This window comes from Phenylobacterium sp. LjRoot97, assembly GCF_964254345.1.
In the GTDB taxonomy this organism is placed as follows: Bacteria; Pseudomonadota; Alphaproteobacteria; order Caulobacterales; family Caulobacteraceae; genus Phenylobacterium.
The window spans coordinates 43,174-67,471 of the sequence record NZ_CAXUTH020000002.1 but is presented as its reverse complement, the minus strand read 5'-3'; the positions used below and the strand labels follow the sequence as shown (position 1 = coordinate 67,471).

General features: G+C 66.6%; 27 protein-coding genes and 1 pseudogene. 11 read left to right on the top strand and 17 right to left on the bottom strand.

Translation table 11 applies throughout. The annotated features are described in order from the left end of the window. Positions 1 to 48: 48 nt before the first annotated feature. Positions 49 to 603: a DUF488 domain-containing protein gene (locus ACSQ2H_RS22480; protein WP_436063671.1), complete on the bottom strand. Its 555-nt coding sequence runs from the start codon at positions 601 to 603 to the stop codon at positions 49 to 51. Positions 604 to 676: 73 nt separating this feature from the next. Continuing rightward, positions 677 to 1,363, bottom strand: a complete 687-nt coding sequence (locus ACSQ2H_RS22475) for a FadR/GntR family transcriptional regulator (RefSeq protein ID WP_436063837.1) — start codon at positions 1,361 to 1,363, stop codon at positions 677 to 679. A 55-nt stretch (positions 1,364 to 1,418) separates the two neighbouring features. Here ACSQ2H_RS22475 and ACSQ2H_RS22470 point away from each other — a divergent pair, with 55 nt between their 5' ends. Together ACSQ2H_RS22470 and ACSQ2H_RS22465 are read left to right on the top strand one after the other, a co-directional pair. Then, positions 1,419 to 2,420 (top strand): bile acid:sodium symporter family protein, encoded by a 1,002-nt coding sequence (locus tag ACSQ2H_RS22470; protein WP_436063670.1) that lies wholly within the window; start codon positions 1,419 to 1,421, stop codon positions 2,418 to 2,420. 110 nt (positions 2,421 to 2,530) lie between these two features. Beyond that, a complete protein-coding gene (locus tag ACSQ2H_RS22465; protein ID WP_436063669.1) occupies positions 2,531 to 4,273 on the top strand; it encodes an ATP-binding protein in 1,743 nt (580 codons plus the stop codon). 19 nt (positions 4,274 to 4,292) lie between these two features. Here ACSQ2H_RS22465 and ACSQ2H_RS22460 read toward each other — a convergent pair whose 3' ends face one another. Continuing rightward, positions 4,293 to 6,014 carry an ATP-binding protein gene (locus tag ACSQ2H_RS22460; protein WP_436063668.1) on the bottom strand — a complete coding sequence of 574 codons (1,722 nt, stop codon included), beginning with the start codon at positions 6,012 to 6,014 and terminating at the stop codon, positions 4,293 to 4,295. Beyond that, positions 6,001 to 7,503 (bottom strand): ATPase domain-containing protein, encoded by a 1,503-nt coding sequence (locus ACSQ2H_RS22455; RefSeq protein ID WP_436063667.1) that lies wholly within the window; start codon positions 7,501 to 7,503, stop codon positions 6,001 to 6,003. The genes ACSQ2H_RS22460 and ACSQ2H_RS22455 overlap by 14 nt, the downstream gene beginning before the upstream one ends. A 294-nt stretch (positions 7,504 to 7,797) precedes the next feature. On the opposite strand from ACSQ2H_RS22455, the gene ACSQ2H_RS22450 reads away from it, so the two are divergent. Both ACSQ2H_RS22450 and ACSQ2H_RS22445 read left to right on the top strand, forming a co-directional pair. Beyond that, positions 7,798 to 8,244, top strand: coding sequence for a response regulator (locus ACSQ2H_RS22450; RefSeq protein WP_436063666.1), 447 nt, complete (start codon positions 7,798 to 7,800; stop codon positions 8,242 to 8,244). Positions 8,245 to 8,364: 120 nt separating this feature from the next. After that, positions 8,365 to 8,550 (top strand): hypothetical protein, encoded by a 186-nt coding sequence (locus tag ACSQ2H_RS22445; RefSeq protein WP_436063665.1) that lies wholly within the window; start codon positions 8,365 to 8,367, stop codon positions 8,548 to 8,550. Positions 8,551 to 9,092: 542 nt separating this feature from the next. On the opposite strand, the gene ACSQ2H_RS22440 is transcribed toward ACSQ2H_RS22445, so the two are convergent. The 4 genes from ACSQ2H_RS22440 to ACSQ2H_RS22425 form a co-directional block, all read right to left on the bottom strand. Then, positions 9,093 to 9,986: an isoaspartyl peptidase/L-asparaginase gene (locus ACSQ2H_RS22440; RefSeq protein WP_436063664.1), complete on the bottom strand. Its 894-nt coding sequence runs from the start codon at positions 9,984 to 9,986 to the stop codon at positions 9,093 to 9,095. Between the two features lie 28 nt (positions 9,987 to 10,014). Next, positions 10,015 to 10,290, bottom strand: a complete 276-nt coding sequence (locus tag ACSQ2H_RS22435) for a hypothetical protein (RefSeq protein WP_436063663.1) — start codon at positions 10,288 to 10,290, stop codon at positions 10,015 to 10,017. A gap of 629 nt (positions 10,291 to 10,919) precedes the next feature. Continuing rightward, a complete protein-coding gene (locus ACSQ2H_RS22430; RefSeq protein WP_436063662.1) occupies positions 10,920 to 11,117 on the bottom strand; it encodes a DUF3606 domain-containing protein in 198 nt (65 codons plus the stop codon). Between the two features lie 61 nt (positions 11,118 to 11,178). Next, entirely contained in the window at positions 11,179 to 11,382 is a 204-nt protein-coding gene (locus tag ACSQ2H_RS22425) for a hypothetical protein (protein WP_436063661.1), read from the bottom strand. Positions 11,383 to 11,584: 202 nt separating this feature from the next. Here ACSQ2H_RS22425 and ACSQ2H_RS22420 point away from each other — a divergent pair, with 202 nt between their 5' ends. Beyond that, positions 11,585 to 11,773, top strand: a complete 189-nt coding sequence (locus ACSQ2H_RS22420) for a DUF3606 domain-containing protein (protein WP_436063660.1) — start codon at positions 11,585 to 11,587, stop codon at positions 11,771 to 11,773. Between the two features lie 18 nt (positions 11,774 to 11,791). On the opposite strand, the gene ACSQ2H_RS22415 is transcribed toward ACSQ2H_RS22420, so the two are convergent. The 7 genes and pseudogenes from ACSQ2H_RS22415 to ACSQ2H_RS22385 all read right to left on the bottom strand — a co-directional run bounded on the left by ACSQ2H_RS22415 (position 11,792) and on the right by ACSQ2H_RS22385 (position 15,093). After that, positions 11,792 to 12,130 (bottom strand): hypothetical protein, encoded by a 339-nt coding sequence (locus ACSQ2H_RS22415; protein WP_436063659.1) that lies wholly within the window; start codon positions 12,128 to 12,130, stop codon positions 11,792 to 11,794. Positions 12,131 to 12,583: 453 nt separating this feature from the next. Continuing rightward, complete coding sequence (locus tag ACSQ2H_RS22410; RefSeq protein WP_436063658.1) at positions 12,584 to 12,859, bottom strand: hypothetical protein; 276 nt, start codon at positions 12,857 to 12,859, stop codon at positions 12,584 to 12,586. 240 nt (positions 12,860 to 13,099) lie between these two features. Beyond that, positions 13,100 to 13,309 carry a cold-shock protein gene (locus ACSQ2H_RS22405; RefSeq protein ID WP_436063657.1) on the bottom strand — a complete coding sequence of 70 codons (210 nt, stop codon included), beginning with the start codon at positions 13,307 to 13,309 and terminating at the stop codon, positions 13,100 to 13,102. 342 nt (positions 13,310 to 13,651) lie between these two features. After that, on the bottom strand, positions 13,652 to 14,104 hold the full coding sequence (locus tag ACSQ2H_RS22400; RefSeq protein ID WP_436063656.1) for a LysR substrate-binding domain-containing protein: 453 nt from the start codon (positions 14,102 to 14,104) through the stop codon (positions 13,652 to 13,654). Positions 14,105 to 14,141: 37 nt separating this feature from the next. Continuing rightward, positions 14,142 to 14,309: pseudogene (locus ACSQ2H_RS22395) on the bottom strand (LysR family transcriptional regulator); the annotation flags it as partial. Between the two features lie 70 nt (positions 14,310 to 14,379). Beyond that, positions 14,380 to 14,799: a hypothetical protein gene (locus ACSQ2H_RS22390; RefSeq protein WP_436063655.1), complete on the bottom strand. Its 420-nt coding sequence runs from the start codon at positions 14,797 to 14,799 to the stop codon at positions 14,380 to 14,382. 6 nt (positions 14,800 to 14,805) lie between these two features. After that, positions 14,806 to 15,093 carry a hypothetical protein gene (locus ACSQ2H_RS22385; protein WP_436063654.1) on the bottom strand — a complete coding sequence of 96 codons (288 nt, stop codon included), beginning with the start codon at positions 15,091 to 15,093 and terminating at the stop codon, positions 14,806 to 14,808. A gap of 337 nt (positions 15,094 to 15,430) precedes the next feature. On the opposite strand from ACSQ2H_RS22385, the gene ACSQ2H_RS22380 reads away from it, so the two are divergent. Then, the gene (locus tag ACSQ2H_RS22380) at positions 15,431 to 16,468 is read left to right on the top strand and encodes a S1 family peptidase (protein ID WP_436063653.1); all 1,038 of its coding nucleotides are present in this window, start codon (positions 15,431 to 15,433) and stop codon (positions 16,466 to 16,468) included. A 116-nt stretch (positions 16,469 to 16,584) separates the two neighbouring features. Then, a complete protein-coding gene (locus ACSQ2H_RS22375; protein ID WP_436063652.1) occupies positions 16,585 to 16,737 on the top strand; it encodes a hypothetical protein in 153 nt (50 codons plus the stop codon). A 12-nt stretch (positions 16,738 to 16,749) separates the two neighbouring features. Here the strand turns inward: ACSQ2H_RS22375 and ACSQ2H_RS22370 are convergent, their stop codons facing one another. Then, positions 16,750 to 17,712, bottom strand: coding sequence for a sensor histidine kinase (locus ACSQ2H_RS22370; protein ID WP_436063651.1), 963 nt, complete (start codon positions 17,710 to 17,712; stop codon positions 16,750 to 16,752). A 1,520-nt stretch (positions 17,713 to 19,232) separates the two neighbouring features. Between ACSQ2H_RS22370 and ACSQ2H_RS22365 the strand changes: the two genes are divergently transcribed. From ACSQ2H_RS22365 to infA, 4 genes are read left to right on the top strand one after another with little or no spacing between them, the layout of a single operon-like run. Beyond that, positions 19,233 to 19,415: a hypothetical protein gene (locus ACSQ2H_RS22365; protein WP_436063650.1), complete on the top strand. Its 183-nt coding sequence runs from the start codon at positions 19,233 to 19,235 to the stop codon at positions 19,413 to 19,415. Positions 19,416 to 19,429: 14 nt separating this feature from the next. Next, positions 19,430 to 19,654, top strand: a complete 225-nt coding sequence (locus ACSQ2H_RS22360) for a hypothetical protein (RefSeq protein ID WP_436063649.1) — start codon at positions 19,430 to 19,432, stop codon at positions 19,652 to 19,654. Next, positions 19,651 to 20,010 (top strand): DUF6481 family protein, encoded by a 360-nt coding sequence (locus tag ACSQ2H_RS22355; protein WP_436063648.1) that lies wholly within the window; start codon positions 19,651 to 19,653, stop codon positions 20,008 to 20,010. Before ACSQ2H_RS22360 ends, ACSQ2H_RS22355 begins: the two co-directional genes overlap by 4 nt. A 13-nt stretch (positions 20,011 to 20,023) precedes the next feature. Next, positions 20,024 to 20,293, top strand: coding sequence for a translation initiation factor IF-1 (gene infA / locus ACSQ2H_RS22350; RefSeq protein WP_436063647.1), 270 nt, complete (start codon positions 20,024 to 20,026; stop codon positions 20,291 to 20,293). Positions 20,294 to 20,398: 105 nt separating this feature from the next. On the opposite strand, the gene ACSQ2H_RS22345 is transcribed toward infA, so the two are convergent. Continuing rightward, entirely contained in the window at positions 20,399 to 24,163 is a 3,765-nt protein-coding gene (locus ACSQ2H_RS22345; protein WP_436063646.1) for an autotransporter outer membrane beta-barrel domain-containing protein, read from the bottom strand. Positions 24,164 to 24,298 lie beyond the last annotated feature (135 nt).

The window sequence follows — 24,298 nt, the reverse complement described above, 5'->3', positions numbered from 1 at the left end:
AGACCCGCTCCTTTCGGGAGCGGGTCTTCCACGCGGCTCGCCTCGCGTTCAAGCCCTGTAGACCAAGCCTTCACCAGCGCCGCGCGCCTGGGGGTTCAGCGCCGCCCGGACCGTCGTGTCGCGATCGATGATGTGGAACACCACCTCTCCGCGGCAGATCAGATAGTCGGCGATGATACGGCGGTGGCAGCGCCACCAGAGCAGTTCAGCACACATCACTGCGCAGGTCTGCGTGCGCCCAAGTTCGATCAGTAGGGCGATGGCCTCTTGGAAGGGGGGCGTCAGCGCATAGTCCGCATAGTTGCGGAAGCTGGCGTTGCGCCAGCCGTCGTTGGGCGAGTCCCCGAGGTGTTGCTGGCGCGCGCGCAGCCCGCCCAAGGCGGGTATATGGACGTATCCCAGACCGCGGGATGCGAGCTCGACCGCCAGATGATCCGAATTGAACTGCGGGTTCTTCCACGAGCGCGGCATCTTGCGCACGTCGACCAGAAGATCGACCCCAGCCTGGCTGAGCAGCGCCGCGAAGGCATCGAGATCGCGGGTGGAATGACCGATGGTGTAGAATGCGCGTCGAGGGTCGCGATGAGCTGGGGGCACGGTCATGGACGGTCTAACGCGCCAGCTCCCGGCGATTTCCACCGGCTCGGCGGCCTAGGGGTGCAACGCCTACGCCTCGTCAGGCGGAAGGGGACATCAGCGCTGCGATCTGGGTGAGATGCTCGCGCATCAGGGTCTCTGCCGTCTCGGAATCTCTCGCGGCCACCGCCTCTACGATCGCCAGGTGGAAGCCGCCCTGCACGCGGCTGTACTCGGGTCCATGGGCCTCCAGAAAGGCCGCGTCATGCCGGCGTTGCCAGCGGCCGCGGCCGCGCACCGATGACACCATGGCCAGCACCGCGACCAGCAGCTTGTTGCCGGTCGCGGTCGCCAGTCCCCTGTGGAAGGCCTCGTCGCCCGCCTCGTACGCGCGCCAGTCGCTCGCCGCCCGGGTGGCCAGCGCCAGCTCGCGAAGCCGCGCGATATCGCTTGCGCTCGCAGCTTTTGCCGCGGCCGCGGCGACGGCCGGCTCGATGACCAGCCGCGCGGCCATCAGGTCGGCGGGGGAGGATTGGGCGAACAGCACGGCAGCGCCGATCGGCTCGCTTTGCGGCCGCGGTCCAGTGAAAGTCCCCTGGCCGACGTGACGCCAGACCAGGCCTTCCACCTCCAGGGTCGCAAGCGCCGTCCGCAGGGTCTCGCGACTGCAGGCCAGCTCCTCGGCCAGTCGGCGCTCGGCCGGCAGCCGCGATCCAGGTCCAAGCCGCTGCACCCGCCGCCGCAGCTGCGCCAGAATGCTTGCAGATTTTCCGCCCGCCGAGTTCATCCAGGCCAATTACCAGACCAATGCATCGACGCTCTAGCCTCGCGGCCGATTGGAGATGCACATGGCCCGACGGTTAGACCCCTTCATGGCAGGGATGTTCGCGGCGATCGCCGCCGGCGCGGTGTGGCCGGCCGCCGGAGGCCTCGAGCAGGCGCTGGACCTGACCTGCACGCTGGCGGTCGGTCTGCTGTTCTTCCTGCATGGGGCCGCGATCGCGCCACGCCATGCCTTCCAGGGTCTGAGGGCATGGCGCCTCCACGCCTTGATCTTCAGCCTGACCTTTGTGGTCTTTCCGCTTCTGGTGGCGCCGGCGGCATGGATTTCGAACCTGCCTCACGGCCTGTCCACGGGCTTCCTCTTTCTGGCGGTTCTGCCCTCCGCCGTCTCCTCCTCCATCGCCTACACCGCCCTGGCGCGCGGCAATGTTCCGGCCGCCGTCTGCGCGGCAGCGGCCTCGAACATTCTGGGCCTGCTGATGACCCCGATCCTGCTGAGCCTTTTGCTGCGAGTCTCGCCGGCCGCCGGCTTCGATCTGCTGGCGGCCTTCAAGGGCGTCGTCTTCCAGCTGCTGGCGCCCTTCGCCCTGGGCCAAGGGTCACGGCTGTTGGCCGGCTCCTGGGTGGAGCGCCGCCCGCGGGCCCTCGCGAGCTACGACCAGGCGGTGATCGTGCTGGTGATCTATGTGGCGTTCTCCCAGTCTGCCGGCTTGTGGACGACGCTCTCCTGGCGGCTCGCGATCCTGGCGCTCGTCGCCTGCCTGGCGCTGCTGTGCGCGGTGTTCTTGGTCGCGGTTGTGGCGGCCCGAAGCCTCAGGCTCTCGCGGGACGACGAGATCGCTGCGGTGTTCTGCGGCTCAAAGAAGAGCCTGGCCTCGGGCCTGCCTCTGGCTCAGGTGCTGTTCGCCGGCTCGCCTGAGTTCGGACTGATCATCCTGCCGATCATCATCTACAATCAGGTGCAGATCATCGCCGGGGTCTTCCTGGCCAGACGGTACGCTCAGGGGGCGTTGGACAAAGAAGATGCGTCGCAGCCGCAAATCCGAACCGCGTTAGAATAACATATGTTAAGTCAGCCTCAGATCATCACTTCAAAAGGCTGATCGGGAGCAAGCAACGCGGCTCCTTTAACCCAATTCGTTAAGGTGAGTCTCGCAGGCTTCTCTGCGTCATGAGTGCTTACCCGACGTCCTACCATCTCGCCGTGCAGGCCCGGCGCTCGGAATTTGGCCTTCGCTTCGGCTTTTCCTTGTTGATCGCCGTCGCCGCAGCGAACGGTTCGAGATCCTGGGCGCCTCTCGCCTGGCTTGCGGCGGTGGCGGCGGCCCAAGCCGCCAACCTGGCCGCCGGCGTGCTTGCGGGCCGTGATCCGGCGTTCGCACCCGGCAGGGCCTGGGAAGTCCGGTACCTGGCGGTGCAGTTCCTCAACAGCGCCGCGTTCGTGGCCATCGGGCCTTATCTCTGGTTCGCGTGCGGACCGGAGGGGCGGCTCATCGCCATGGTGGTGCTGATGGGCGGGCTGCTGAACTTCGGCACCCATCCCCATACCAGCGGGCGGCTGCTATGGGCCGGGGCCTCGCCCTACGCGGTCATGCTCGGCGCCCTGCCGCTGACGACCGTACTCGTCGAGCCAGAAGCCAGCATCTTCCTCATGGCCGCCCTGACCGCCGGCTCCGGGCTCTATCTGCTCCACGTCCTGCGCGCGGTCCGCCGGCGCGACGAGATGGTGGTTGCTTCGGCCCAGGCCCTTGAGCGGGCCGAGCGTGCGAGCGCGGCCAAGAGCACATTCCTGGCGACCATGAGCCACGAGATCCGCACGCCCCTCAACGGCGTCCTCGGCATGGCCCAGGCGATGGAAGGAGACGCGTTGTCTGAGGTCCAGCGCCGACGACTGGACGTGATCCGGAAGTCGGGAGGCCTGCTGCTGACGCTGCTGAACGATCTGCTGGACCTGGCGAAGATCGAGGCGGCCCGGTTCGAACTGGAGGACGGCCGCCTGGACATCGGCGAACTGGCGACGGCGGCCGACGAAGCCTTCGGCCCGCTCGCAGCCGAGAAGGGGCTTCAGCTCTCGGTGCAGGCGGCCGCCGAGGCGGAAGGGATCTGGCGCGCCGACTCTGTCCGGGTTCGGCAGATTCTCTACAACCTGCTCTCCAACGCCGTGAAGTTCACCGAGCGCGGTGAGATCTCGGCGCAGATCGATCTGGACGAAGCAGGTCGGTTGCGGATCCGCGTGCGCGACACCGGCAATGGCATTTCAAAAGCCGACCAGGCGCGCCTGTTCGAGCGTTTCATGCAGGTCGACGCCTCGGCCACGCGGCGGTTCGGAGGCACCGGACTTGGCCTCGCCATCTCCTACGAACTGGCCCGCCTGATGGGCGGCGACCTGAGCGTGGAAAGCGAACCGGGGAAGGGGACCCTGTTCGAGTTGCGTCTCCCGCTGGAGCGCGCGGATGCTAGGGAGAGCGAGCAGCGGGACCTCCCTGCGCTGGAAGGTCTGCGTGTGCTGGCCGCCGAGGACAACGAGACCAACCGCCTGGTCGTCGCGACCCTGCTCGAACAGCTGGGCGTCCACGCGCACTTCGTGGTCAACGGCGCCGAGGCGGTCGAGGCATGGCGCGGCGGCGCCTGGGACCTCGTGCTGATGGACATTCAGATGCCGGTGATGGATGGGCGCGAGGCCGTTCGGACGATCAGATCGCTGGAGGCTCAGGCCGGGCGCGCGCCGACGCCGATCGTCGCCCTGACCGCCAACGTCATGCACCGGCAAGTCGCCGAGTATGAGGCGGACGGTTTCGACGCCGTCGCGCCCAAGCCGATCGAGATCCGGCTGCTGGTCGAAGCCATGGACGCCGCCCTGCGGGCCGCGGCGTCGCATGTGCAAGAACCTATGGGACGATCCGCCGCCTCCTGATCGCCGGCCCGCGGCGTGGTCAGGTCCGATCGGCGCGGCCCTGTCCGGGGCCGTTTCCGGTGCGCCCGTTTTCCATGCAGAGCGCGCCGTGGAGCGCCATCGCCAGATCGTCGACCTGATAGGGCTTGGGAAGAATAGCGACCCCCGCGGCTTCGGCCTCGCGCTGCGCGGCCTCCGCATAGCCGCTGGTCAGCAGGACCGGCAGGCCTGGCCGACGCCGACGCACCTCGCGGGCAAGCTCCACCCCGTTCATCCCGCCCGGCATCATGATGTCCGAGAAGACGATATCGACCGAGCGGCTATCGGCCATGGCGCCAAGCGCCGCCTGCGCGCTCGCCGCGCGGGTCACCGCGTAACCGAGCTGGGCGAGCATTTCGGACACGAGGGCCGCGACCTCATCGTCGTCCTCGACCAGCAGCACCGAACCCTTGTGGGCCTCGACGGGCTCGTCGTCGCTGAGTTGCACCAGGTGGCGCGGGACGGCGGCGGGCTGCCGTGCGGATCTTGGCAACAGCAGGATAACCGAAGTGCCTTCCCCGGGCTGGGATTCGATCCGCACTGAACCGCCGGACTGGACGGCGAAGCCGTGCACCTGCGCCAGACCAAGTCCCGATCCCTTGCCGATATCCTTGGTGGTGAAGAAGGGATCGAAAACCCGTTCCAGGACGTCCTCGGGGATGCCGACCCCGGCGTCGATCACCGCTACCTCCACGCAGTCGACACCGTTATCCCCGCCGGCCGGCAGGTTCCTGGCCCTCACCGTGATCGTTCCGCCCGTGGGCATCGCGTCGCGGGCGTTGACCGCCAGGTTGAGCACCACCAGTTCAAGTTCGCCGGGATCGACCTCGACCGGCCAGAGCCCCTTGGCGAAGTCGAGCCTGACCTGGACGTCGCCCCGCAGGCTGCGGTCCAGCAGTTCGCTCATCCCGCCGATCTGGCGGGCCAGGTCGACCGGCTCGGGCGACAGCGGCTGTCGGCGCGAGAAGGCGAGCAGCTGGCGGGTGAGACCTGACCCGCGCTGGGCGGCCTGGCGCATGCCGGCCATCAGACGTTCGCGCCGCCGGCTGTCGCTGGTTCGGCCGAGCATGTCCAGCCCGCCGGAAATGACCATCAGCAGGTTGTTGAAGTCGTGAGCGACGCCGCCGGTGAGCTGCCCGATGGCCTCGATCTTCTGCGCCTGGCGGAGGGTCTCCTCGACCTTGAGGCGCTCGTCCATTTGCCGGGTCAGTTCCCGGTTGGCCGCTTCCAGCTCCTGGGTTCGCGCCACCACCAGCTGCTCGAGATCGGCCGCGGCCCGCTCGCGCGCCGCGATCAGCTCCCTGACCTCATACTGGCGCTGGCGCGCGCGGAGCGCGGCCTGAACGGCGCTGCTCAGGGTGATTGATTGGACCGGACGCTCCAGCAGCGAGACGTTGCGAAGGGTCTCCACCAGGCGCCGGCGCCATTGGCTCACCGCGGCTTGGTCGTGGCGACTGGTCAGGATCACGAAAGGCAGGTCAGACCAGGCCGGCTGGTTCGCCACCCAGTCCGCGAGCGCATCGAGATCCTTGCCGAAGAGAGCTTCCTCGGCGACGAGAACCGCTTCGGTCCCGCGTGTGACCTCGTCGACCAGGCAGGGCAGGTCCCGGCAGAGCTCGGCGTCGATATCTACGCGGCGCAGAACATCGGCGATGGCCGAGCCGTCCCGACCTATGGGCGCCAGGACGACGACGCGGCGGTACTGAGACTCAGGATCGGCCATCGACGTCCGTTGAAAGCAGGGGCGTGCTGTCGCCGGCGTATTGGGGGGTGCCGGAAAACACGCCGCTGAACTGGGTGAGGGGCGGACCCAGCCTTATGCCCCTGGAACTCAGGCTGAACTCGCGGATGGTGTGTTCGTGATCGCCGCTGCGCTTCTTCACGACCGACAGCGCGCGCCGAACCGTACCGGCGACCTCGAAATAGCGAAGCATAAGCACCGCATCGCTGAGGTAGCTGATGTCGAGGGGCGTCTCCAGCGGTCCGACCAGGCCGTGCTGGGCCAGGACCAGCAGCGTGAGCACGCCCTGCTGACCCAGATAGGTGAGCAGCTCGTGCATCTGCAGCACGAGGAAGCGCTCGTCGGGCATCGCGTTGAGATAGCCGTTCAAACTGTCGACAATGACCACCCGGGCCCGATCGACCTCCACCGAATGGCGGACGTTGGCGGCGAATTCGCCCGGCGAGAGCTCCGCCGGATCGATCTGCTGAAACCGGATAAGACCGCTGGCCAGATGTTTCTCAAGCTCCAGGCCAAGCGACCTGGCTCGCGCCTCCAGGGTGCCGCGTCCTTCGTCGAAGGCGAAGAAGACCGCATGTTCCCCGCGCTCGGCTGCGGCGATGGCGTAGGAGATCGCCAGCGACGACTTGCCGACGCCGGCGGCGCCGAGCAGCAGGGCATTGGTCCCGCGCTCCAGCCCGCCGCCCAGGAGCCTGTCGAGTTCAGCGTTGCCGCTGGGCGTATATTCGCCGCCGAAGCTCGCCTGGTGCTCCGCAGCCACCAGTCGTGGATAGATCTGCAACCCGCCCTTGCGGATGGTGAAATCGTGGTAGCCGCCGCGAAACTGGATGCCGCGCATCTTCACCACCCGCAGCCGTCGCCGCTCGGCGCCGTAATCGACCGCCACCTGCTCGAGCAAAACCACGCCATGGGAGATTGAATGCAGTTGCAGGTCGTTCTGCTGGGACGACAGGTCGTCCAGCATGATGACTGTGCATTGACGGCTGGCGAAGAAGTGCTTCAGCGCCAGCACCTGACGGCGATATCGCAGCGGGCTTTGCGCCAGGAGCCGAAGCTCCGACAGGCTGTCGATCACCACCCGGGAGGGACTGAGGCCTGTCACCTGGTTCATGATCAGGGTGGTGGTCTCGCTGAGCTCGAGCTCGGCCGGATTGAGCACGGTCAGCTCGCGGTCCGGATCGAGGGTCGATTCCGGAGGCACCAGTTCGAAGATGTCGACGCCCTCAAGCGACCAGCCGTGCCGCTCGGCCACCAGTTCCAGTTCTCGCTTGGTCTCCGAGAGGGTGATGTAGAGCACCTTCTCGCCCAGGGCCGCCCCCGCGCGCAGGAACTCCAGCGCAATCGTCGTCTTGCCCGTCCCTGGCCGGCCCTCGTAGAGGTAGAGCCGATCCCGATCCAAGCCGCCGTGGAGGATGTCATCCAGGCCGGCGTTCCCGGTCGAGATCCGCACCGCATCGTCGTCGATCGTCACAGGGTCCTCGTCGCCTCAGGATTTCCCCCCCCGGTCGCCAGGCGCCGGTAGGGCGGAATTTGCAACGCTGTGCGGTCGAGCTCGGTTGCATCGACGGGCGCCAGGCCGCGCGGGCGGCCCGGCAAATGCCGCCGCCTATCGGCGGATGGAGGACCCGTTGTGACACCGAAGGGGGAGCCTTGTGCACGACCAAGCGTTAGCTTGCTCATGGCATGCCAACCCGGCGATGCGCCGACCCCCTCAGCGAAGATCTTCGAACCTCGGTTCGTTGTGGGCCAGCCAGGCGGCTGAAAATTGATATTTGAGAACCTTACGATCCTCATCGCCGAGGACGACTTCCTTCTTTCCAGCGATCTGGCCGACGCCCTGCGGGACGCGCAGGCGCGGATCTTGGGTCCCGTCGGCAGCGCCGCCGAAGCGCTCGATCTCCTTGCGGAAGAAAACCCGGACGCCGCGGTCATCGACATCGGACTCCGCGATGGCCCGGCCAGCGATCTAGTGGCGATGCTTCGGGCCCGCTGCATCCCTTATGTCGTCGTCTCCGGCTATGATCATGAGCTGTTTCCCAACCTGGCGGAGCCGGACGCCTACTTCTCCAAGCCAGCGATGTCCGAGGCGGTGCTGCAGCGGTTGGCGCTCAAGATCCGCCGTCACGTCCGGCGCCCGTCGGCGGGCGGCTATGGAATTGAGCCACCGCAAGAAGCTGGCCTCGACGTCGAGTCCAGCGCTCAGATCCGGTAACGAAGCGCCCCGATCGCTCGCAGGCAACCTCGGATATCACGCCAGCATAGATCGATATCGTTCGGCAACCATCCTGCCGATCGAGCGCTTTTCGAGAACTGAAAACCCAGGAGAGCACTCATGGCTGACAGTTCATCCGGCGGCGGCAACGGCCTCGCCTTCATTGTCGGGGGTTTGGTGGTCGTGGTCGCGATCATTGCTGTATTGGTCTTCACCGGCGGGGGCGGCATGTTCGGGGGAACCAAGAAGATCGACGTGGACATTTCTGCGCCGGCCCTGCCTTCCGTCCCTGATCCGGCCAAGTAGGTCTTCACCGCGCCGTGAACTTGGCCGTCTTCGGTCTGGCGCGTCCTTCGCGCGCCAGACCTTAAGCCGACGCAACCGGCTCGGTCGTGCGCCTTGGCTCCTGAAATGTCGGACGAGCGCGGGGGCCGGCCAACGGGCGGGGAGGCGCGGCCGAACGAGGGTTGAAGCGCAGCGCCGTTCGCCAGCAAGCTTCATCCAAGACCCAATCGCGATTGGGTCTACCAGGCGCACGCAGTTGGCGGCTCCCGCAACGAGATGACCAACGTTTCCACCGGGTGGGGCGGCCGCTCGAGTGCGCCGAGCATATGACTGCTGATCAGCCCAGCAGTCCCTGAGCAGGATGCGGTCGGCCGCCGGGCGCTAGGATCTAAGGCTCCGGCGGCCGACCTGGCCATGCGGCTCTCAAACCGAAGAACGCCGACTCTCCGCGGGTGGACGAAACGCGAAGAGCTTTCCGGTTTCGCATGGCGCCCTCCAGGACGTCCAACCAACCCAGCACCAAAGGTCCGGTTCCCACAGGGGGATAGTTTTTATAAACTATATCAATTGTTTATCTCAAATTGCAGCGGCTCACTGCTCGACGAAGCCGTCTCAAGGCCGGCCACCTCGACCTGCGGCGCGGGCCGCGCGCTGTCGGCCCAGCCCACGACGAATTGGGTTGCGTTGAAGCTCCAGCCGATCCGCCCCTCCCGGTCCAAGGCGATCAGACCGGCGTCTCCGCCAATATGCTGCAAATCGGACAACGCCAGTTCGACCGCACGCTGTGGGTGAACGGCGGCTTCAAGGTCCCGGACGACCCGCGCCGCCAGAGTCATACGCGCAATGCGTTCGCCGTCGCCGGTGGCCGACACCGCGCCAGCCCGACTATCGGCGTAGAATCCGCACCCTGGAAGACATGAGTCGCCGATGCGTCCGGCCGCAGCGCCCTCCAGGCCCCCAGTGGAAGTGGCCGCGGCCAGGGTTCCTCTGCCGTCGAGCGCGAGGCATCCGACGGTGTCGTGCGCGGAGCCGCCCCGGCGGCGGACCGCCACGCTCGTCCTCGTAAAGCCGCGCTCAAGGGCGAAACGCAACGCGCCTTGCCCCACGCGTAGCACTGTTTGGTCCCCGAGCATGGCTTTGGCGACGAGGACCGGATTTGCGATCTCCTGCAGGGCGCCGACGGCGCCCACGTTCAGTTGATCGCCTTCCATGATCGAGGCGTCCATCTCCGCGACGCCGTCTGCGTTGGGCGCCGATCCGTTGCCTGCGTTGAACACAGGATTGTCTTCCAGGGACCGGACGGCGGCTGCGGCGGCTTCCACCGCCCCGCCGCCCGCGGCCAGGAGGGCGCTCGCCGCCCTGATGGCGCGTTCCAGGCCTTGCCGGTTGGCGGCGACATCCTCTGGCGCCACGGGCTTGCAACCTCCGTGTACGATCACCGCCCATCGTTCAACCATGACCCTGCTCCCTGCCAGCGACCGGCGCTCAATAGCCGCGCAGGACGGCGCTCTGGCCGCGGAGCACCTCATCCTCGTCGGGATCAAAGCGGCCATGCCGGCCGGGCGCGGGCTTCGCTGGCCTGAAAATCCAGACAGGATTGCCTTCGATTTTCAAAACTCCGACCTCCCCCGCCTCGGTCGCCCCCTCGGCCAGGTTGCGCGCTGCGCGCACGGCCGCTTCGAAGGACGTGAAGGGCAGGGGCGCGGTCACGCCTCGACGCACTTCCCAATGATCGCCGGACGGGCTGACATTGAATTCCATACGCATGTCGCATGTCTCCAATAGAGGCGGGTAACGCCTGCTTGTCGCCGCGGGGACCGCGGGCGGTAATTCCGGCTACGACTGAGCGACGGATCCGCGCCCGGCCGGTCCGACCAGTTGCGGCTGATCCGCGGCTGCTGACATGGAGCCGGACGTCCACTGATATGCGCGAACAGCGCTGACGGTTCCTCCGGGAGAGCGCGTTTTATTGCTTTTATTCAGCAAGTTAGCAAATGTTATACCGACGATGGCAGAGGCCGCATTCAAGCGGCGAATGCGAGGCCGGGCTCAACCCCCGCAGCCCCTTTTGCGGGGTGGGATCACATCGGTGGGACGTTGGTTGACCCCAGGCGCGGAGCGGACCACTTAAGACCTCGCCGGCGCGATTTGTCCTCCGGGCGGCCGCCTGATCAACGGGGCCCCGGACAACACCGCCGGCGGACCAGAACGCGCAGCAGCGGCCTCGGAAACCGCCTTGTCCCGTCCCGGGATGCTCGCGTTCTGGCTACTGGTCTTGAGCCGCCCACGCTCGACCCGGCGGCCAGGTAGTGCGAGCCGAAATGCTGGCCGTAGTGGATTTGCGATAGCTAGAAGATGCGCGGCGTTGAACACAGCCGGTCTGGCTGCTGTCAGGCCCTGACGTCGAGTGCGTCCAGACGGCCGAGGAAGATCGCCACCGCCACCGGTTGGGGCCCCACCTGACCGACGGCGTCGGCCAGGTCTTCTTCAGAACAGTCGAGCTTATCGGTCATTTCCCGGACCTTGGCCGGATTGGTGAGGTCGATGGCCTCGTGCGGGTCGAAGGATTTCGGCTCGTCGGGTCGCATCGGCGCTCTCCCGGATGGTGTCCCAGCAGGATGGAAGCGCGCTGGAGCTCAGGCTGTTCCGTCAGTGCAGCCGACCGACGGCGTGGGGCGTCGGCGCGAGACCCTCGATGGTCCGATGACCCGGTGCTTCATGGTAGAAGACCTGGGCGAGGTCTCGCTTGTCGACCGCCTGACCGCAGGCCTTGCACCGGTAGAAGTGTTCGGATTCGTCGACGGGCTCGCCGCCGAGCCGCCCGACATACTCAAAATCCGCAGGTTTGGTCATCAACCGGCCACCTCATCGACTCGACTCCTGAGCAAGGCTCCAAGTTCCCGCGGTTCGGGCTGGGAGGGCCATTCCCCGGGAACGCCCCGAGGGCCGGCGAGTTTGAACCGAGCTGGGAGCTGCCTCCCGGGAATCCCTGACCGCGCCCCGCTCCATTAGCCGTCCCCACCGCCGGAGCGGGGACATTCGAAGGCTGAATGCGATGTCTGACGACAAGACCCGCCGCGGCGAACCCGACAGTAGCCGGGTGTCTGGCGAGGAACCCTACGAGCTGCAGTATTTCGCGAACAAGCACGGGATCACGACCGAACAGGCCAAGGACCTGATCCAGAAGCATGGGAACGACCGCGCCGCGCTGGATGAAGCGGCCGCCAGACTGCGTAGCAACTAGCGACGGCCTCGAGCTGGCCTACCCACGCCTTTCCAGGTTTTCGACGGCTGCGATAAGCCGATGATCAGGAACCGGCTTCGGCAGCAGGACCGTGTTCCTCAGGTCGGCCGGAAATTGGCCTGCCGGGTGCGCCGTGTGGAAGAGGAAGGGCACCTGGAGCCTCCGAAGCTCCAACGCAACCTCGAACTCGAGGCGGCCGTAGCCCAGGTCGAGGTCAAGAACCGCGCAGGTGGGTGCAGTGTCGTCCAGGCAAGCCAGCGCGGACGGGGTATCTGCGCAGGGCCCCACAATTTCCGCGCCGGCCCGCCGGAGCGTCGCGCCGATTTCGAGCGCTGCGAAATAGTCGTCTTCGACCAACAGTATTCTGTGGCCGGTAAGCGGTGAACTCGTACCCATTCTTCAATGGTGCACGCGGCCACGGGGCTTTGAAATTACATAAGTTGCTTAGGGGGCGGCTCTCCGGCCCGCGCTTGACGGCCAGGCTCTCGCGGCCGTCCCATTCATGGACTGGCGGAAACCGAAAAGCGCTTGGCCGCGTGAGGACCGACCGCTCGCCTTCTTCGCCGGCATCTGGACCCCGAACGCCTGCGTCCAGATGAGTCGACGTCTGGATGCGGGCGCCGTGGGAAGAGGCCAAGGCGCTTCAACGGCCCCGGCCGGAAGGGGCGCTGCAGATCGTGGCGCGGGGTCTAAAGAGGTCGCGATCGAGGCTCTCCGAGCCGCGCGATGATCCGCAGATTTCCGCTTCACCCGGAAACCAGCGCCGGCCGAATACCCGGCCAGGAGAAATGTCCCGGTTTCACCTAAGCCTCACTTAGGGGGTGAAACAAAGGTCGCTGCGCCCGCGTCGACGAGAAATTCGTCGAGATACTGACGCATGCTCATCGCGGCCGCTCGAACGTCGTCGAGGGGCAGACTGTCGTCGATGATCTTCGTCATGTCGTCGGTGAGCGCGGACATGTACGCGCGAGGGTTGGCCGTGCGATCAGCCTCCCGGCAGACGAGCTGCATCAAGAGATGGTGGTGTACCACTGCCCGCGCCTGAAGGTCCGCGATGAGCCGCGTGAGCTCGAGTTCCTTATCCATGAGGACCTTTCCTGAGGACGCGGAGGGCGCATCCGGTTCAGTGTTGGCCGACGGTCTAATCCGCCGGAGGGCCCGTCTCGATCCAGGTCGCAGGTTGGTCCTCCGAGGGTCCTTACCTACGCGGCTGACGGGCAGGGTTTCGCTTCGCGCGGGGCCCTGGCTTCAGCGCGGACATGAAAAAGGCGGCCGGCTTACGCCCGCCGCCCATCCAGTCCTGTCGACAAGCCGACGGACGCCGATTTAGGCCGACTGAAGCTGGCCAGCCGACGTCTTGCCGCTGCGCTGGTCACGCTCGAGCTCATAGCCGAGCTTCTGACCTTCATTGAGCGAGGCCATGCCCGCGCGTTCGACAGCGCTGATGTGCACGAACACGTCCGGGCCGCCGTTGTCGGGTTGGATGAAGCCGAAGCCCTTGGCGGGATTGAACCACTTCACGGTACCAGTAGTCATAGTAATCACCATTTTTTGCATGTTTCCGCGCGCCCAAAATGGGGCGTGGGATCAAAAATTCGGAGAGGGTCGAGGTGGGCTCGGGCTCGATCCGAAGGGCAAGCGTGGAGAGCAACCGAACCGAAAACGATATTCGATCAGCCTTTATTGCATCTCTTTTCGTCCGACGCGAGACAATTCAGCGAATAATTTGTTCGCTCTCGATTTCTACGCGCGCCGCTCAGGTTTTTGGCCGTAAGCACCAGTATGAGCCGCGGCTTTGACTATCGCCGAAAGTCTAGCGCGAAGGTCAGCTAGGGGTCGGATGCGGTACTGGGTCGGTGTGTCAGGGACCCTGGCCGGTTATCCTGTGAGGAAAGGTCGGCCTGCGGCATCGAACTCATCGACGTCGCCAACCGCGCGTCCGCCATGGCGACGCGCGAAGTCGATGAATGCCTTGAACGCAGCAGTCGGGTTGCGCCGGCTAGGATAATAGAGGCTCAAGGGCAGCAGCGTAGGCGTCCAATCCTCCAACACACGGACAAGGCGGCCCGCATCGATGTCGTCTGGCACGTAGGACTCCATCGCCAGAGTGAGACCCGCGGACACCAGCGCCGCGGTGCGGGCGAGGCTCGCCTCGTCGAGAGTAAGACCGCCTTCCACGTCGACATGGATCGATCGCCCATTCTTCTCGAAGGGCCATCGATAGATGGCGCCATTGGGAAGGCGGACGCGGAGACAGGTATGTGCGGTGAGGTCCTGCGGGATCTTCGGTGTCCCGCGCCCCCAGATAGCTCGGCGCGCCGACCACCACATTGCGCCGGGAACCACCCAGCGGCAGGGCGATCATATCGGCGGCAACGAGATCTTCGCTGCGCACGCCAAGATCGAAGCCGCCCGCCACGATGTCGACCAGACGCCCCTCCGTGACGATGTCGATGTGGACTTGGGGGTGAAGGCGCTGGAACGGCAGGACGAGCGAGGACGGCGCCAGCTTCGGCGCGGCTGGATTCCGATGCATGCCCGCATTCCCAGGCGATCTTGAGCCGGTCCTAATGGCGCATCGTGTTTGGGAGGGCCCTCATACCTGGTCATTCGGCCGGCTCGGGCGGCGGTGCGCCGCGGGCAGCGGTGACCGCCTTCGGCTCGATGTCTTCAACTGCGATGTATGAACCAACCCCCCTCGATTGCGGGCCGTAGGAGGGCCTGCGCAGCCGCGGAGGGGCGCCCAGGAAGTCGTACCCCGATGAACCGGGGGGCTTGGCCTTGAAGAACAAGCGCCCCTGGCACACGCCCATGTCCAACACGCGCTGGCAGACGCCGGTCTTATCCCAGAGAACCAGGCCAGGTCCTCGAAGCCTGATCATGGCGTCGAGGTTCTCCTGGCGCTGAACCCCGCAGGTTTCGCAAACCGATCGGATGCGCCAGTTGTACTTCCACATGTCGGAAATCGTGTTGGCCTTGCTCCGGTACTCGGAGACGTGGACCCGGTCGGTGTTTCGCGCGCCCATGGCCGGTCACTTCGGCCACGCGAGCACGCTGCAGGTCGGCATGCGGCCGATTTCCTCGCCGCTCGACCTTTCGTCATGACGCCCCAGGCCGATGCGATAGTGAGGACTGATGTCGGCGAGGGCGGCGGGCATGAACCAGGCGCTCACCTCGTCGGCCAGGCGCATAAGCCGGTGCACACCGGCCGGAGACACGCCAAGCTGCGCCCGCCGGCTCAAAAGTGTTCCTGGTCCCCGCGCCACGGCCTTCAGATGCGCCTCGCGCGCCTGGTATTCGGCTTGCGGTCGGTTTCTCATTTCGCGGCTTTCGGATTATCGCCAGTCACCGGCTTGGCCAGCACGGCGTCGGGCGATGGTCGAGCGGGCAGCGGAACGACGTCTGGAGGCCTCATGCTTCGACGTGAACAGAACCAGAACATTCGAGTCAAGCCCGAGCGCTGCCCAGAGCCACGCTGCGCGCCTACGCCGCGCCGGGCCCGGGGGCTGAGACCGCCAACCACCCGGTCGACACAGCGGGCTATCAACCTGTCACAGCGACTGATCCCGTCCACGCCGTCGGCGCCGATCACGAATTCGGCATGTATTCGTCAAACGGGACGCGTCACTTCAACGCACCAGTTCACGCATCCGAGATTTGAACTCCCACTCACAAGAAACCTACCCATCTTTACTGCAGCGAGAGCAGTTTCATCGAGTAGGGCTTAGCGTCATCGTGTTGGATTCGCCTATCGACCTTATCCAGGCGACCGTTCAGATCGAGCAGACGACCGGGCGTGGAGAACGCATCGTCGGCACGGGTTTCCTGCTTTCTTCCCCGACCGCCGACGGCTCGCCGGGAACCCTGCTGGTGACGGCCAACCACGTGTTTGCAGGCATGGGCACCCCGCAGGCCCGGATCGGCTTTCGCACGGTCAAACCAGACGGGTCGTGGCTCTACACCCCCGCCGCCCTCGACATCCGCGACGCCTCAGGCGCAGCCATGTGGACGCGCCATCCAACCCGCGACGTAGCGGCGCTGCGCATTACGGCCCCGCCGGAGTTCGCCCGCGCGGCCATTCCGATCGATTACCTGGCGGCGGACGAAGCCTTCGCCGAACAGAACCTGCGGCCAGGCGACGAGCTGATGGTCCTGGGCTTCCCCCGCGGCGTTTCGGCCAACGGGGCCGGCTTCCCGATCCTGCGCGCCGGACGGATCGCCTCTTACCCTCTGTCGCCGAAATCCTCGCCGACCTTCCTGCTCGATTTCTCGGTCTTCCCGGGCAATTCCGGCGGGCCGGTCTTCGTGACCCGAAGTCTGCAACGCGCCGGCGGGATGAAGGCGCGGCCCTTCATCGCCGGCCTGCTGACTCAGCAGGTGCGAATTGATGACGAGCGGCTGGAGATCGGCATCGTCACGCACGCCAAGTACATCGCCGAGACGATCGACCTGATCGAGGGGGTGCGCCGGCCCCGCTCGGTCGCCGCGGAAATCGAAACGGCGCAGACAGCCGACGCGGAGATGTTCGCCGCCGAGCCCGCCGCCTCGACGCCGAAACCTGTTTCGGCTTGGCGGCGCCTGGGCCTTGCGATCATCCATGCCCCGGCCGCCATCGCGAACGCCTCAGCGAACGCAATCGAGCGGTTCACGCATCGGGTGGTCGCTTGGCTAGCTCCGACCGCGGCGACCGCGTAGCGGTCAGGCGGCGATCGCGAGCGCGAATAGCAGGTGAAACAAGGTCGCACGCGCTGACGCGCGAGGCTGTGCGAGGCTACTTCTCTCGACCCAGTCGCCACGTGTGGCGATGGCGTATGGCTGTGCCGGCCAACGCGAAGGCGAAGATCATCGTCGCCCAATTGGCGACAACCTCCAGAGAACTGACCACTTCCATGCCTCCGATGCCGCGCGCGGCGGATCCCTCGGCGGCAAAGCGCATCAAGACCTTAATGGTTCCGCAACCATGATCACGCCGCCGGTCAGGCGAGGGAGAAGGGCGCCGCCCCTTCAACAGTGACCTCGCAGACCACGCCTTTTGGCTCGTACTCGACCGCGACGGCCGTCAGGCCAGGCTGGCGCCGAAGCAGTCGCGAACCCAGGCCACGCCGCGTCGGCGGCGCGACGGGCGGCCCGCCTTCCTCCACCCACGTGATCAGGCAGTCTTCTCCAACCACGCGCCACTGCAGTCGCACGAGGCCGTCAGGTGTCGAGAGAGCGCCGTACTTCGCCGCGTTGGTGGCCAGCTCGTGAAGCGCGAGGACCAAAGGAACCGTGCTCCGGGCTGGCAGGCGACAAGGCTCCCCGTCGAGTTCGATGTCGCCCCGCCCCCGAAAGGGACGCAATGCCGCCTCGGCGAGATCGGGCATGAGGACGACGTCGAAGTCCCCGTGCGACAGGATCTTATTGGCGTCGGCGATGGCCTGCAGCCGCTCGCTGAACGCGCCATAGAATGCATCCGGTGTCTCGGCATGCCGAACCATCTGTTGCGCAAGCGCCTGCACGACCGTGAGCGTGTTATTGACGCGATGCTGCAGCTCCATGTTCAGCGCTCGCTCTTTCCTTGACCGCTCATCGACCTCGATGACGGAACGACGAAGCGCCTCGGCGGCGGAGACCACCAGGCCGCCGAAGAGCAGGAAGCCGGCGTCTGCGGTAAGTTCGGCGGCGCCAAAAGCGAGCGCCATGTTGGGGGGTTGGAACATGTAGTTCGCCACCAGGGCCGACGCCAAGAGCACAAGCCCGCCCCATCGCCAGCCCAGCGCTAGCGCGCTGAGGAGAACGGCAGGAAAGAAGGTCAGAAAGGGAACACCTTCCACCCACGGCGAAAGCAAGAGGCGCAATAAAAGGGCCGAGCCGACCGTCAACAACGCCCAGGCGATCGCTGAGGGCTTATCACCGTGGCGATTGATTATTATTTTCCGGACAAATCCCAGCCGAGTCATTTACCGCAATCCGAGGCCTCAGTGGTTGCAGAGCATAGCGAGCGCAACGTCTCTCGCCTGATCATTTGAGATCGATCGCTCATATGTCGCGGACAGATCTCCACCCTGGTCCGAGTGCACATCCCGGCAGGTGATGCTGTCGCCCCACCGAAGAGAGCAGGCGCGGGGCGGCCCGCGGCGGCGCTTGACCTTACGAGCCCCATCAACCTCACTTGCTTCAGCACCGCTCGCTTGGAGCTGCGCGGCGTGCAAACGGGGACCGCTTTGTCTGTCGATACGCTCACGCCATCGCAGAGGGCCGCCCTGGCGGAGGTCGCCGGGATCGATAGAGGCTGCGCCCTGGTCCCTAGGCCCGAACGCCACGGCGATTTCCACGCATTGGTGGCGTTAGGTCTGGCGCGGTCCTACGGTCCTGGCCTGGGTGGGGAAGGCTTCGCACCGACAGCGGCTGGACGCAAGGCGGCGAGGAGGGCTTCAGGGGCAGGCGCACGCGAGGCGCAACCGCGAGGCTTCGCGCTGCTTTCTCCCGAAAGACGACGGGAGATCGCCAGCATGGGCGGCAGATCCGTCGCCCCCGCCGATCGGGCGTTCTCGAGGGACCGAAATCTCGCTGCCGCGGCCGGCCGCATCGGCGGTGAGGCCGGCACGAAAACTCAGGGCGAGTAGCGCTCGCGCGCGAGGTCAACTGAACACTAAGTCTGCGGCGCTCGGCGCCGACTTCGTGACACCGCCCCGGAAGAAGGCGTCCGTCCGACGTGATCAGCGTGGCGTCGCCGGTCTCGCTGAACTCGGCCGACAGCGCCGCGAAATTCGCAGCGTCCGACTGTGAGATCTGGATCCAATTCCCTCGGCGTACGAGATCGCGGCCGAAGCCGCCGGCGATGGTGAGCAGGTCCGCCCCGGCTTTCCGACCAGCACGGTGTCGCTTCCAGGTCGCCGAGCCGCAGGTCGGCCTGCACGACGTCAGCGGCCAGGCGCGCTGTGACGTCCGCCATCGAAGCCGTCCCGTCGGGCCGCCGCCCGACATGGCGATCGCTGTTCGCCGCGATGACGCGCGTGCCGGATGCAACAGCGCCACGAGCGGCGGCGAAGCGGTGTCCCGCGCGAGAAAAAGCCAAGCTCAAAAGAAGATCTGCAAACTTCGACCGCGGATACGCGGATTCGGAAGATCAGCAGAGATCGCTGCTGACCGCGCGGGCGCGGAGCTCATGGAGCTACGAATATTTCGAGTGAAAGTACTTGATTTTCGACAATGTTACGCCCACCTTGGAAAATCAAAATTCGCTCAGGCGCCGTCAGCCCAAGTTCCGAAGCAGACATTTTCGGATCATTTAGCTGCAGACCCTCCTCGAAAATTGGACCTTAGCGCCCATCCGGCGCTTGAGAACTCATGCCTTGAGAGGACGACCTTTGCGATCGCACAGGGGCATGTGCCTCGACAACCACACCCGCGTCGACAAGCCGCCGCCTCCGCGGCGTCCGCTCGGGACGCGCCTCAATGACCTTTAATCGAGCCATCTTTGAATTTCAGATACCGAGCCGCCTCCGAGGCGGTGCTTAGCGACATCCTCGCCCGTAATCCGCAGGCGAGCCTGCACGACATCCGACATGCCCACCCAAGTCTGCTGCGACTGTCGCCCGACCATCTGGGCCTGCGTGTCAGCCGCGTTCTTGAGCGGCACGCCCCCGACAACCTCAAATAGCTGGAGACGCCGCCATGGACATTGACTCTTCCCTCGATCCCGCGCTGCAGCGATTTCAGCTCAAGGCCGAGGAGTATAGAGCCCGAGCCCGAGAAGCCCTGGCCGAAGCCAACGGCGCGACGCTGGACCGTGTCCGCGAGCAGCGTCAGGCGTCCGCCGACACCTGGGCGGGGCTGGCCTCCGCCGAGGAAGCGCGGATCGTGTCTCGGCGCGCCCGTCTTGTGGAAGGAATTAAATGAACCAGACCGAAAAAGCCGGCTACGCCGAACGCTTAAAGACGGCACAGAACGCCCGAAGCGCCTTGCTGGCCAAATTCCGGCCGCAGGCGGCCGCTCCGGCCGCCGAGCTTATCGATCGCCCGGCCCGCAAGGCCGCCGAGCTTGCCGAGGTTCGCGGCGCGCGCGAAGCAGCCAAGACCGCTAAGCGGCAAGCCGCGGCCCTGAGCCTGCAGCAGGCGCGCGAGGCCGTTGAGGCGTCCATCGAGGCGGACGCCCAGGCGAAACGCGCGGCGCGGAAGGAACGCAAGTCGCTCACGGCCGCCGAGGCCAAGGCCAAGCGCGATGCTCGCTATGCAGCGCGCAAGGCTCGCAAGTAATTCAGGGACATACATGGCGAAAGAAGAGCCCATCGAGTTCGACGGCCAGATCGTCGAACTGCTGCCCGAAGGCCGGTTTCGGGTACGCCTGGAGAACGACCACGAGATCTTGGCCTACACGGCCGGGAAGATGAGGAAGCACCGGATCCGCTCCTCGGTGGGCGACAAGGTGACCGTTGAAATGACGCCGTACGACATGAACCGCGGTCGGATCACGTTCCGCCATCGCGACACCGCGCAACGCGCCGGCGGTCCCCCGCGGCCGCAGTTCAAACGACGCTGAGACGCCAGCGGGGCAGGACGGAGCGAAGCGATTCGCCTCCTTCCGCGCCTCCCGCCTGACGCCCCGGACCTTGGTGGCATGTGGAGCTCAGCGCCCTCGCAGGCGCTAGAAGCTCATGCGAAATCCCGCGGAGCCATAGGCGCCATAGCTGTCGCTGAAGTTCGAGAGCGACGTCTCGATCGAGCCCTCTCCATAGAGTTGGTAGCGGCCCGCGCCCCAGGCATAGCTCATGCCCACGGCGAGGCCGCCCCAGGTGCGCTCGGCCTGGTTGGAGATCTGCGCGCCGGAAACGTCCACGCGCGTCCCGTCCAGGAACTCGTGGGTCACGTTGACGAGGCCGTAGACTCTGCCCTGGCCTGCGGCGGCGCCCCGCCATTCGCGATCGAGCGAAAGCCCGAGCCGACCAAGCAGGCTGTCTCCTTGATCGGCCGAGACCCGCGCGCCGAGCGGATCGACGAAGCTGTCGAACTCGACCTTCGAATAGGTGACCTGGGCCTGCGGGATCAGGGTGACCTCGTTCCCCGTGGCCAGGGGCCGGCCAGCTTCGAGGGACGCAGCATAACCCTTTGCGTTGTTGCTCCTGACGCGCTCGCCGAGCACATCGGATCGCAGGTCGGTCTTGTACCAGCTCGCCTGGGCCTGGGCGTCGAGATAGGCGCCCGCCTGCGTCATCCAGGTTAGGGTCGCGCCTCCGCCCCAGGCGCTGGCCTCCACACGCCCGCCCCCATGCGGGGAGGCGACGATGCTCTCTGCTTCTGCCAGCTGGGCGGTCAGCGCTCCCACCAGCCGCCCGCCCGCAAGCGCGTCCGCCAGGACATGATCTGCTCCGAACTGGAGCTTCCAGTAGTCGGTCTTGAACGTCGCCTGGCTGGTGGACGCCGCCGGCTCGGCCTTGAGGTGACGTCCTTCGACGCGGCCCCAGACGCCGGAGCGCTCCTGGCCCGCCCACGACGCAGCGCCGATCCGCTGGCGCAGGGTGGCCAGGCCGTTCATCGCCTGCAGAGCCTGAGGATAGGCTTCGTAAAGGGGAACACCCGGCTGGTAGAGCGTCTGCTGCGCGCCGTCTGGGTCGACTGGCGGGCCAGGCTCGCCCCCAGGCCGCGCGGGGTCGGCGACGGAGGGCGGGCCGACGTCTGCATCGACGTTCGAGCGAAGCCTCCAGCCGCCGCCCTGTGCGTCCTGGCGCAGCACATAGGCATAGGCCCCGGCCACCAGGGCGTTCTCCTGCCCGAGCCGCAGATCGCCGCGCGCCAGGGTGAAGACGCCGTTCGAAGCGCCGTCCACTTCCACGACCAGGATGCCGTTAAGGGTCCGTGCGCCGGCGCCGCCGAGATTGGCGACCTCGACGAGGGTCAGGCCCGAGGCGGAGCCGCCAACCACCAGCCGGTCGGCGGCCGCGTCATCGCCGCCGAGCACGGCTTCCAGGTGAAGCCTTCCTCCCTGACCCTCATAGTCGCCGGCCACGCGCAGGACGCCGATCCCATGGCCGGGAGCAACGGTCCCGCCGGCCTGATTCAGAAGCGGGCCGACCTGGCCGATCCCGGTCAGACGCGCCCCATCAAAGACCATCACGGCGCCCCCCATCCGGCCGTCCACCGCCAAGGTTCCCCTCTGGACCAGCGTGCGTCCGGTGAAGCCGGAACTGTCGGCGCTCAAGGTGGTGACGCCGGAACCCCTCTGGCGAACTTCGCCGCCCCCCGAGATCGCGCCGCCGAAGGTCAGGGCGTCCGATCGGTTGAAAGCCAGGACGCCGTCGGCCGCCACGTCGCCGAGGATCGAGCCGCTCGTCCCGCCATCGCCCAGCTGCAGGACGCCCGTCGAAATCCGGGTGCTCCCCGCATAGCTGTTTTGCCCCATCAGGATCAGCGTGCCGAGGTCGGTCTTATGGAGCTGACCAGGTCCGGTCAGTTCAGAGGCGATCGTCGCCGCAAAGGCTGAGCCTTCGGACGTGCCGTCGCCGACCCGGACGATGGCCTCGCCGGCGCCCAGGCCGATCGCACCGCCGGTGATCCTGTAGCCGTCCGTGGCGAACTGCAGGCCGCTGACGCTGATCGCGCCAGGGCCGTTGTCGACCGTCACCGTTCCGGCGCGGGACGTGAAGATCGCGAAGACGCCGTTGACGAACTGGCCGTTGGTCGAGCCGTCGGCCTGCGTCCAGAGCGAGCCGCTCGCGCCATGCCAGACGCCGTCGCCGCCCGTGATCGCGCCATCGTCCGCCCGGCCGGCGTCGCCGTCCCAGAAGTTCCGCTGCGCGGGCGGCGGCGGGGGTGGGGGATCGCCGCCGCCACCGCCACCGCCGCCTCCGGGCGCCGCGGTGAAGACGAGGTTCACCTGCCTGGCGACGGCGGTCTGAATGCTTTTGGTTCCCGCCCCTGGGAGGACCCCTATCGCCAGCCCTTGATCATCAAGCGTCCCGTCGTAGTTGATCAGCCGGTAAACGCCGGGCCCGAAGGTCCCGCCGGCCGATTGGGTGACATTGAGCAGTCCGTCGAGCGTCAGGTCCCCGTGCACCACTAGCAGATCGTTGAGCGCGCCGCCGGCCACTCCGGCCTGGCCTAGCCGGTAGTCGAGGCGTGCGGCCGCATCGAGGATCAGGTCCCCGTTTATGGTGAGGGTTCCAGGTCCCGCGGCGGCGCCTGGCGAGACGGTTCCGCCGACGACCTCGACATCGCCGCCGAGGGTTCCTGTTCCCCCTAGCGCGCCGCCAGGGTTCACGCTCGTGCGGCCCGCCGCTCCGCTCTGGTCGCCGTTGATGTCCAGACGCCCGGCGTTCACCTCGGTCGCGCCGGCATAGGTGTTGGCGCCGGACAGGGTCAGCACGCCGGTCCCGGTCTTGGTCAGCGTTCCAGCCCCGACAAGGCGGGGCGCGATGCCGATGTTGAAGCTGTTCGTGTCGATCACCGCGCCATTGGCGCCGAGCGTGACGTCGCGGGCGGCGAAGCCTGAGAAGAATGCGGAGCGATTGCGCAGCGCTCGCACCACCCCGCCGTCGATGGTCACGCTGACAGCGCCCTGGCCGGCAAAGATGGCGGACGTTTCCAGCACGGCGAGGTTTGCGCCGGCTCCCCGGAGCACCAGGGTCCCGCTGGCGGCAGGCGCCGAAACCCCCAGGTCGAGACCATCGGCGGCCCGCACCAGCCCGCCGTCTTCGATCGTCAACGTACCGGTCCCGAAGTTGCCGACATTGATGTTGTAGAGGGTCGTCACCCAGCTGGAGCCGGGCCCGGTCACGGTCACCTGACCGTCGGAGCCAGGGCCTGATCCGATATAGCCCTGGTTGCTGGTGACTTTTCCGCCGTCTTCGACCAGCAGATCGCCTTGCCCATAGGAGCCGACCGTCAGCTGCCCGGCGGCGACCCAGCTCCCCCCTCCCGTCACCACAACGTCCCCGTCCGCGTCGACGTCAGCGCCGACGACGCCATCGGCGCTCGAGACCTCGGCCTGGCTATCGATCCGCAGAAGACCGATCCCCGAACTGCCGATGCTGAGCCGTCCGAGGACCTCCCAGGCGGAGTCCTGCCCGGTCACCGACACCTCGCCGTCGCCAGTTGAATCCAGACCGATGGTTCCTGACGCACTGGTGATCTGGGCGCCGCCCGAGACGGTCATCGCGCCGACGCCATAGGCGCCGATCTGCAGGTCGACGCCATCGTCGATGTCCCCGGCCGTCAGCGGATCGTTGTCCCCGATCAGGACGACCGACTGGGCGTGCGCCTCGACAGTCCCGACCAGGGCGAAGGCCAGGGCCAGCGGAGCGGCGGACGCATATAGCCGCCGGCTCCCAGCCGGACCGAGAGCTGCGCCTTGCAGGGCGCTTCCCACTGCGCCGGCTCGCGGCCCGGCCCCCACGATCGTCGTACGTCGGCGCATCTCCGCCTCCCCCGTTGAAGGCGTACGATTGACCACCCAAGGTGGATAATCCGTCACCAGGATCGCGCTAAAGGTGTCCAGCTCGATGCGCCGCCAAGCGACCGGGGTCGGGCTCCCTGACGCTGGCTTGGGATG